At 68.3% G+C, this 7,454-nt stretch carries 7 protein-coding genes and 1 pseudogene; 3 read left to right on the top strand and 5 right to left on the bottom strand.

Annotated elements, in window-relative coordinates:
* From ABE423_RS20160 to glnE, 3 genes and pseudogenes are all read left to right on the top strand, one after another.
* Positions 1-192: pseudogene (locus tag ABE423_RS20160) on the top strand (hypothetical protein); the annotation flags it as partial.
* A gap of 61 nt (positions 193-253) precedes the next feature.
* Complete coding sequence (locus tag ABE423_RS20155; protein ID WP_125896002.1) at positions 254-1,396, top strand: mechanosensitive ion channel family protein; 1,143 nt, start codon at positions 254-256, stop codon at positions 1,394-1,396.
* A 109-nt stretch (positions 1,397-1,505) separates the two neighbouring features.
* A complete protein-coding gene (gene glnE, locus ABE423_RS20150; protein ID WP_180838265.1) occupies positions 1,506-4,301 on the top strand; it encodes a bifunctional [glutamate--ammonia ligase]-adenylyl-L-tyrosine phosphorylase/[glutamate--ammonia-ligase] adenylyltransferase in 2,796 nt (931 codons plus the stop codon).
* A gap of 162 nt (positions 4,302-4,463) precedes the next feature.
* Here glnE and ABE423_RS20145 read toward each other — a convergent pair whose 3' ends face one another.
* The 5 genes from ABE423_RS20145 to ABE423_RS20125 all read right to left on the bottom strand — a co-directional run bounded on the left by ABE423_RS20145 (position 4,464) and on the right by ABE423_RS20125 (position 7,298).
* Positions 4,464-5,024, bottom strand: coding sequence for a queuosine precursor transporter (locus tag ABE423_RS20145; RefSeq protein ID WP_087921316.1), 561 nt, complete (start codon positions 5,022-5,024; stop codon positions 4,464-4,466).
* A 75-nt stretch (positions 5,025-5,099) separates the two neighbouring features.
* Positions 5,100-5,615: a hypothetical protein gene (locus ABE423_RS20140; protein WP_004139500.1), complete on the bottom strand. Its 516-nt coding sequence runs from the start codon at positions 5,613-5,615 to the stop codon at positions 5,100-5,102.
* A gap of 32 nt (positions 5,616-5,647) precedes the next feature.
* Positions 5,648-6,151: a hypothetical protein gene (locus tag ABE423_RS20135; protein ID WP_004139502.1), complete on the bottom strand. Its 504-nt coding sequence runs from the start codon at positions 6,149-6,151 to the stop codon at positions 5,648-5,650.
* A gap of 19 nt (positions 6,152-6,170) precedes the next feature.
* Positions 6,171-7,022 (bottom strand): DUF2145 domain-containing protein, encoded by an 852-nt coding sequence (locus tag ABE423_RS20130; RefSeq protein ID WP_125895959.1) that lies wholly within the window; start codon positions 7,020-7,022, stop codon positions 6,171-6,173.
* A 48-nt stretch (positions 7,023-7,070) separates the two neighbouring features.
* On the bottom strand, positions 7,071-7,298 hold the full coding sequence (locus tag ABE423_RS20125; RefSeq protein WP_125895960.1) for a hypothetical protein: 228 nt from the start codon (positions 7,296-7,298) through the stop codon (positions 7,071-7,073).
* Between the last annotated feature and the right edge of the window lie 156 nt (positions 7,299-7,454).

Genomic DNA, 7,454 nt, shown 5'->3' with positions numbered 1-7,454 from the left:
GGCGTGAGCCGCATGGATGCGGCGACCGAGCTTACATGGACGTACTTGCAGCGTCCCCCGCAACCGGACCCGCCCCGCCACCCCACAGGAAACCCGCTTCTGCTTCGGCTGTTGCTGTTGCTGTTGCTTCGGCTCGCAGCAGGTGCAGGGCTGCAAGCCCTGCCGATCAACACCCTCCTTACGAACGACTGACGTGACACTCATGCGTCATGCGCGAGGCTGTCCGCTTGCTGTTCGAGTGGAGGTGGCAACGGTGCACTGGCAAAGCGCACAGGCCTACGCATGGCCGTTGGGATTGGCAGCAGTAGTGGGTGGCATCGGCGCGTGGCTGATCCTCTGGATCTACCATCGATTGAAAGGGCGTGATCGCCGGCGTGCACGCATCGGTCGCGTGCTCGGGTTACCACTGGCCACCGCATGGCCGCTGCTGTTGTTGATCCCCGCATTGCAGGCCACGCCACTGCAGGAGCCGGTGCTGGGCAACCTGCAGCATGTGCTGCACATCGCGCTGACCGCGTGCTTCATCTGGTTGCTGGTACGCGCGGTGGCGGCGGGCGAGCGCGCGATCCTGCGCAGTCATCCCATCGATGTCTCCGACAATCTGGAAGCGCGCCGCATCCAGACCCAGACGCGGGTGCTCAGCCGCGTGCTGATGGGCGGCATCATCGTGCTGGGCGCATCGCTGGTGCTGTTGACCTTCCCGATGGTGCAGAAGATCGGCACCGCGCTGCTGGCATCGGCAGGCCTGATCGGCCTGGTGGCGGGTATCGCGGCCAAGCCGGTGTTCGGCAACCTGATCGCTGGCCTGCAGATTGCGGTGACGCAGCCGATCCGGCTGGATGACGTGGTGATCGTCGAGGGCGAGTGGGGCCGCATCGAGGAGATCGGCAGCAGCTATGTGGTGGTGCGCATCTGGGATGAGCGACGGATGGTGGTGCCGCTGACCTGGTTCATCGAAAACCCGTTCCAGAACTGGACGCGGCGCAGCGCCGATCTGCTCGGCACCGCGTTCCTGTGGTTGGACTACCGTGCGCCGATTGCCGCGATCCGCGCTGAGCTGGAACGCATCTGCCGTGGCGAAGCGCTGTGGGATGGCCGGGTCTGCGTGACCCAGGTGACCGAGACCAGCGAGCGTGCGATCCAGGTGCGCCTGCTGGTCAGCGCGCGCAGCTCGGGCGATGCCTTCGATCTGCGTTGCCTGGTGCGCGAGCGCATGCTCGATTTCCTCGCCCGTGAGCATCCGCAGTCGCTGCCGCAGGTGCGTGCGCGGCTGCAACACGAAGATGAGCTGGATATGCCGCGCGGTCCACGTGCACGCACCGCGGATGTGCGTTCGCCGGGTGCTGAAGATGGTGAGGCGGCAATCGTGCCGGTGGAGCCGGAACCCGGACGGTAGCGCCGGCCGCTGGCCGGCAACTCCGGATCTGCCGGCCAGCGGCCGGCACTACCGGGTCATCGGATTCGCTGGGCAGCGGCCGGCGTTAACGGGTCGATACAATCAGCCCATGACCCTCGCCCCCGCTGACGTGCCCGCCTCCCTGCAGCCTCTTGTCGACCGCGCCTTGGCGCGCCTGGCCCAGGTCCTGCCCGAGCCCATCCCGGCCAACCTGCTGCCGTTGCTGACCCGGCTGGCGGTGAGCAGCGACTTCGCGCTGGACACCCTGGTGCGGCAACCGGCCTTGCTGGCACAGCTGGCCGCGCCCGGCTGCCCGCCGATCCCGGCGCCGGTGCTCGATCCTCTGCAGCCCAGCGACTGGCCGGCGCAGATCCGGCGCTGGCGCACCGCGATGTCCACACGGCTGATCTGGCGCGACCTGGCCGGCCTCGACGACGTGCCGCAGACCCTCGCAGGTGCCACCACGCTGGCAGAGGACTGCCTGCGGCTGGCACTGGACGCCCTGCAGCAGGAATTCGCCCAGCGCCACGGTGTGATCGCCGATGAACACGGCATCCCGCAGCAGCTGGTGGTGTTCGGCCTCGGCAAGCTCGGCGGTGGCGAGCTCAACTTCAGTTCCGATGTGGATCTGGTCTACGCCTATCCGCAGGGCGGCGAATCGGACGGCCCGCGCCCGCTGGCCGCCGAGGAATACTTCGCCCGTCTCGGCCAGCGCCTGGCCAAGCTGCTGGACGAAACCACCGTCGATGGCTTCAGCCACCGCGTCGACCTGCGCCTGCGCCCGTTCGGCAGCGCCGGTCGGGTCGCGCTGTCGTTCGCGGCGATGGACCAGTATTTCCAGCGCGAGGGCCGCGACTGGGAACGCTATGCGTGGCTGAAGGCGCGCGCGGTGGCCGGCGATATCGAGGCCGGTGAGGCGTGGCTGCAGACCCTGCGCCCGTTCGTGTACCGCCGCTACCTGGATTTCACCGCGCTAGACGGCCTGCGCGAAATGAAGGCGGCCATCACCGCTGAAGTCGCACGCCGCGAACTGCACGACGACATCAAGCGCGGTGCCGGTGGCATCCGCGAGATCGAATTCCTGTGCCAGGCGCTGCAGCTGATCCGCGGTGGTCGCGAACCGGCATTGCGCGAGCGTCGGCTGCTGGTGGCGCTGGACGCACTGGTGGCCGCCGGGCAGATCGCGCCCGAGGACGGCAGTGCGCTGCGCGAGGCCTACCTGTTCCTGCGCCGGCTGGAAAACCGCCTGCAGATGCTGCGTGACGCGCAGACCCATGTGTTGCCCAGTGATGCGCTCGACCGCGAACGCATCGCCGTGGGTCTGGGCTATCCGGATTGGGAGGTGCTGCGCGCGGCGCTGGCCGAACAGCAGCAGCGCGTCAGTACTGAATTCGCCGCGCTGCTGGCACCGCGCAAGGGCCAGGCCGCGCCCGATGCGCTGGCCAACTACTGGCGCAGCCTGCCCGAAGGCAGCAACGCACCGCTGCTGGCCGAAGCCGGTTTCCTCGATGCCAACGGCGCTGACCAGTCGCTGCGCGACTTCGCCCAGGGCACCGGCGTGAAGTCGTTGTCCGATGCCGCGCGTGCGCGGCTGGATCGCGTGCTGCCCGCGCTGCTGCATGCGGCCACGCGTTCGCCGCAGCCGGATGCCGCGCTCAAGCGCGTGCTCGGCCTGCTGCAGGCGGTGCTGCGCCGGACGAGCTATCTCGCCTTGCTGGACGAACAGCCCAGCGCACTGGCGCGGTTGGTGGACGTGCTGGCGCGCAGCGCGCTGCTGGCCGAACGGTTGGCGGCGTATCCGCTGCTGCTGGACGAACTGCTGGACGTGCGCGTGTCCGGGCCGATGCCCGATGCCGCCGGCATGCTGGCGGAGTGCCAACAGGTACTGGCAGTGGAGGATCCCGAATCCGCACTGCGCTGGCTCAATGAAACGCGGCTGGCACTCAGCTTCCGCATGGCGATGGCCACGCTGGATGGCCGCCAGGGTGCGGTGGACAGCACGCGGCAACTGGCCGAGCTGGCGCAGGCCGTGGTGGTCACCGTGTTGGCGATGGCCGAAGCGGACATGCATGCCGCACACGGCGAGATTCCCGGCGGGCGTTTCGCGATCATCGGCTATGGCAGCCTCGGTGGGCTTGAACTGGGCTTCGGTTCCGACCTGGACCTGGTGTTCCTGCACGACAACCCGGCCGGCGTGGATGCCAGCAATGGCGCGCGTCCGCTGGAGCCGGGGCGCTGGTATGCGCGCCTCGCGCAGAAGGTGATGGCGCTGCTTGGTGCGGTGACCGCCGCCGGGCGCCTGTACGACATCGACGTGCGCCTGCGCCCGGATGGCGGCAAGGGTTCACTGGTGTCTTCGCTGGCCAGCTACACCGAATACCAGCGCGAACGCGCGTGGACCTGGGAACACCAGGCGCTGGTGCGCGCGCGTGGCGTGGCCGGCGATGCCAGCCTGCTGGCCGACTTCGAGCAGGTGCGTGCGCAGACGCTTGGGCGTGAGCGCGACACGGGTGTGCTGTACGCGGACGTGCTGAAGATGCGCGGCCGCATGCGCACCGAACTGGACCGCAGCGATGCCGCGCGGCTGGACCTGAAGCAGGGTGCCGGTGGCGTGGTGGACCTGGAGTTCCTGCTGCAGACCGGTGTGTTGGCGCGTAGCGCGCGGCATGCAGCGCTGCTGCAGCCGCGCGATACACCTTCGTTGATCGATGCGTTGGCGGTTGCTGGTTTTCTGCCGGAAGACACGGCGCAGGCATTGCATGGAGCACATGCCACGTTGCTGGATGTTGGCCTCGCCTGCACGCTGGATCGACGTCCGCGACTGGCACCGACCACGCCCGCGATTGAGGAGGCATGTGCAGCGATTACGGCAGCGTGCATCGCCGCGGAGCTGCCATTCGCCTGAGTGGGTGCAAATGCTGCAACAACTTTGGGTGGGTACCGACCGTTGGTCGGCACAATCTGTCGGCAGCGATGAGTTCTGCAGGGCGTGCCGACCAACGGTCGGCACCCACCGGATCAATGGCCGGCGATGACCCGCTGTTGGCAGCTACCAGATCAATGGCGGTCAGCTGGTGGCGCGCAGCGGCGCCATCTTCCACAACAGCGCGCGGAACGGGGCCAGCAGGCAGACGCCAATCGCCAGCTTCACCGCCAGGTCGCCGGCAGCCCAGCTCACCCACGGCAGGGTCGAACCGGCAAACGCGATCGACCAGAAAATGGTGGTATCCACCGTGGCGCTGCAGGTGGTGGCCACCATCGGTGCGCGCCACCAGCTGCCACGGCGCAGGCGGTCGAACACGGTGATGTCCAGCAGCTGGGCCACGATGAAGGCCGAGCACGAGGCAATGGCGATGCGCGGGGTGGCCACCCAGATCGAAAGCAGCACCGCCACCGCGAAACCGATCCACGCCACGCGGCGGGCGGGGCCCGGGCCGAAGCGGCGGTTGATCAGGTTGCTGACCAGGAACGCGACCGGGTAACTGAAAGCACCCCACGTCAGCCAATCGTTGATCGGGTACTGCACCAGTACGTTGGACAGCAGCACCACCGCGCCCATGGCCAGCACCGCCAGCACCAGGGCGCGGGCGGTCAACGGGGCAAACACAGGGGCAGGACGCACGGACATGGCGAGCCAGGGGGACAAAGGTAATCCCCCATTATCCGCCCGGCTCGCGGCAATGCCAAAACCGGCCGTTCAGCTTTACAGCGTTTCGCTCATCACATCGCCGGCGGCATAGGCGGTCGGCACATAGGCCAGCGCCTGGCCCTGCGCGCTCTTCACGGTCCAGCCGGCACCCGCGTCGGTCGGGTCGAAGCGCACCTGCTGGCCGACGACGAAACCGGCAATCGGATCATCGCCTGCAGCCGCCGGCCATTGCAGCGTTGCGGTCTGGTCGGCCTTGCCGGGCACCTGCAGGTGCACCTGGCGATCACCGGCTGGCGTGGTGGCGACCTGCTTCACTTCCATCGGTGGCAGCGGCACCGCCGGCGTGCGTGCGGCGACCTTGCCGTTGCGCTCGCTGGCCTTGAACGGGGCCTTGGACAGTTCGGCCAGTCCCATCGACGTGGCCAACGGAATCGACAGCACGATCAGCGACGTGACCAGCACGCTGGTCTGGCCGCTGTTCAACTGCGGCGCGGCGCCGGCATGGACGGTGGGCACCACCAGCGCCGAAAGCAGCAGGGCAGTGGCGGGAACGCGCAGGCAACGGAACATGGAGACCTCCTGGTCAGGGTGGGGACGGCGGCTCAGCGCCGGGTATCGAAGATGTCGCGCGGGCCGGTGGCCTCGGGCAGGTATTCCAGTGGACGGCCCTGGTTGTCCTTCAGCTGCCAGCCCTGGTCGGCGCCGGTCGGCTCGAAGTTCACGGTCTGGCCCACGGTGAACTGCACGGCGGGATCGCCGATGCCGCGCGGGTACTGCATCGATGCGGTGTTCTGCGGATCGTTGGCATCGCGCAGCAGCACTTCGCGGCGGCCATCCACGGTGGTGGCGATCGCGCTCACCTGCATCTGCGGCAGCTTGATCTGCTGTGGGCGGGCCAGCGGCTGGCCAGCGTCGGCGGCATCCTGGGCTTCCTTCGCCGCCGCCGCGCGGGCCGACGTCACCATCTGCGTGGACATCTCCAGGCTCGGTCCCTGCGGGCCCGGGTCGTGGATGATCACGATGCGGCGCTCTGCATGAGCGGCCGTGGACCAGGCCAGGCTTGCGACGATCAGCATCGGCATCAGGACGGCGGGCAGGGTACGCATGTCGTTCTCCTTGCTGGATTCAGGGCGTGGCGGCGGCAGCACCAGCTACCGGCACGTGAGGGATCACCAGTTCCTGCTGCAGCTGGCTGCGCTGGTGCAGGAAATCGAACACCGATTCCACCGTCACCACCGAATAGTTGCCGGAGATGCGCTCGCCGGCCGGATGGTCGGTGGTGGTGGCGTTTGCAATGAACAGGCGCGCACCCACGCGCTTGCCCAAGCCGATATGCAGCACGCTGGGCTGGTACTTCTGCTGGCGCAGCCATTGCTGGGCCTGTTCGCGCTTGACGATGGCCGGCGCACCGTCGGCCTGTGCCATCGCTGCCGCCAGCACCTCCAGTACCCACTGGTTGGAGTTCTGGTAGTCGGTGGCGAACGGGTAGGCGACCACGTTGTACCTGGTCTCGTGCAGCGCCTTGGGCTGGATCGACGGCGACACCAGCATCGCCTTCAATGCAGCACGCAGCGGCGCCGACGGCACGCCGATGCGCAGGTCGGTATGGCCGCCGCTCTCGCCGACGAAGTTGCCGAGGCCTTCGTGGTACAGCTGCGAGCTGTCGGTCTTGCAGCGGTTGAGCAGGTGCATCGCGCGCCAGCGGCCGTCGTCCTCGCGCAGCAGGAAGGCCAGGTGGCTGTGGCGCAGGCCGTATCGGCTCAGGTCCTGGCCACCGCGCGCGGCGATCACCACGTCCACATCGGGCAGCGCATCGAGACGCTCGGCGGTGGTCCAGGCCACGTCCAGCATCGCCGCCTGCGCGGCCACGCTCGGGTAGCGCTCGCGGCATTCGGTGCTGTTGGCCCAGGCCGGTGCAGTCGCCAGCAGGCTGGCGATCAGCAGCGCGGCGCGGGGCAGGCGGGAAAAACGATCCATGTCGATACCTTCAACGGCGGGCAGGCCCGCGCGCCGATCATACGCCGGTCAGCGCAGCGGGCGGTCCAGGCCCTTGCGCTGGAGTTCCTTGTCGCAGGCGTCGCTGATCGGGGCCACCGGCAGCGGCGGGCGCTGTCCCTTCGGATCGCGCAGCGCCGGTTGTTCGCGGTACGCGTCCAACTGCTGCTGGCATTGATACGAAATCGGATCCAGCTCGGTGGGCGTGGTGGAACAGGCAGCGAGCAGGGCCAGGGGCAGCAGGAGCAAGGTACGCATGAAGACGTTCAGAGTGATGGGGGACGCTGGACTCTAACCGCGTAGCCGGATCGAAATGTTCAGAAATCGCTGCGCGGTCGGGTTGTGGGGGGGGGGGGGGGGGGGCGACAAAGGGGGGGGGAGGGAGGTGGAGAGCTAGGGGCAGAGCCCGCGGCA

It is taken from the genome of Stenotrophomonas sp. TWI1409 (assembly GCF_039673015.1).
GTDB classification, from domain to species: domain Bacteria; phylum Pseudomonadota; class Gammaproteobacteria; order Xanthomonadales; family Xanthomonadaceae; genus Stenotrophomonas; species Stenotrophomonas maltophilia_A.
This window is presented reverse-complemented; position numbering and strand designations above follow the sequence as displayed.

What these genes read in the sequence shown, in the direction of transcription:
- ABE423_RS20125 (WP_125895960.1), bottom strand. Translation starts at nt 7,298, where the DNA reads ATGCGTACCTTGCTCCTGCTGCCCCTGGCCCTGCTCGCTGCCTGTTCC.
- glnE (WP_180838265.1), top strand. Translation starts at nt 1,506, where the DNA reads ATGACCCTCGCCCCCGCTGACGTGCCCGCCTCCCTGCAGCCTCTTGTC.
- ABE423_RS20140 (WP_004139500.1), bottom strand. Translation starts at nt 5,615, where the DNA reads ATGTTCCGTTGCCTGCGCGTTCCCGCCACTGCCCTGCTGCTTTCGGCG.
- ABE423_RS20145 (WP_087921316.1), bottom strand. Translation starts at nt 5,024, where the DNA reads ATGTCCGTGCGTCCTGCCCCTGTGTTTGCCCCGTTGACCGCCCGCGCC.
- ABE423_RS20130 (WP_125895959.1), bottom strand. Translation starts at nt 7,022, where the DNA reads ATGGATCGTTTTTCCCGCCTGCCCCGCGCCGCGCTGCTGATCGCCAGC.
- ABE423_RS20135 (WP_004139502.1), bottom strand. Translation starts at nt 6,151, where the DNA reads ATGCGTACCCTGCCCGCCGTCCTGATGCCGATGCTGATCGTCGCAAGC.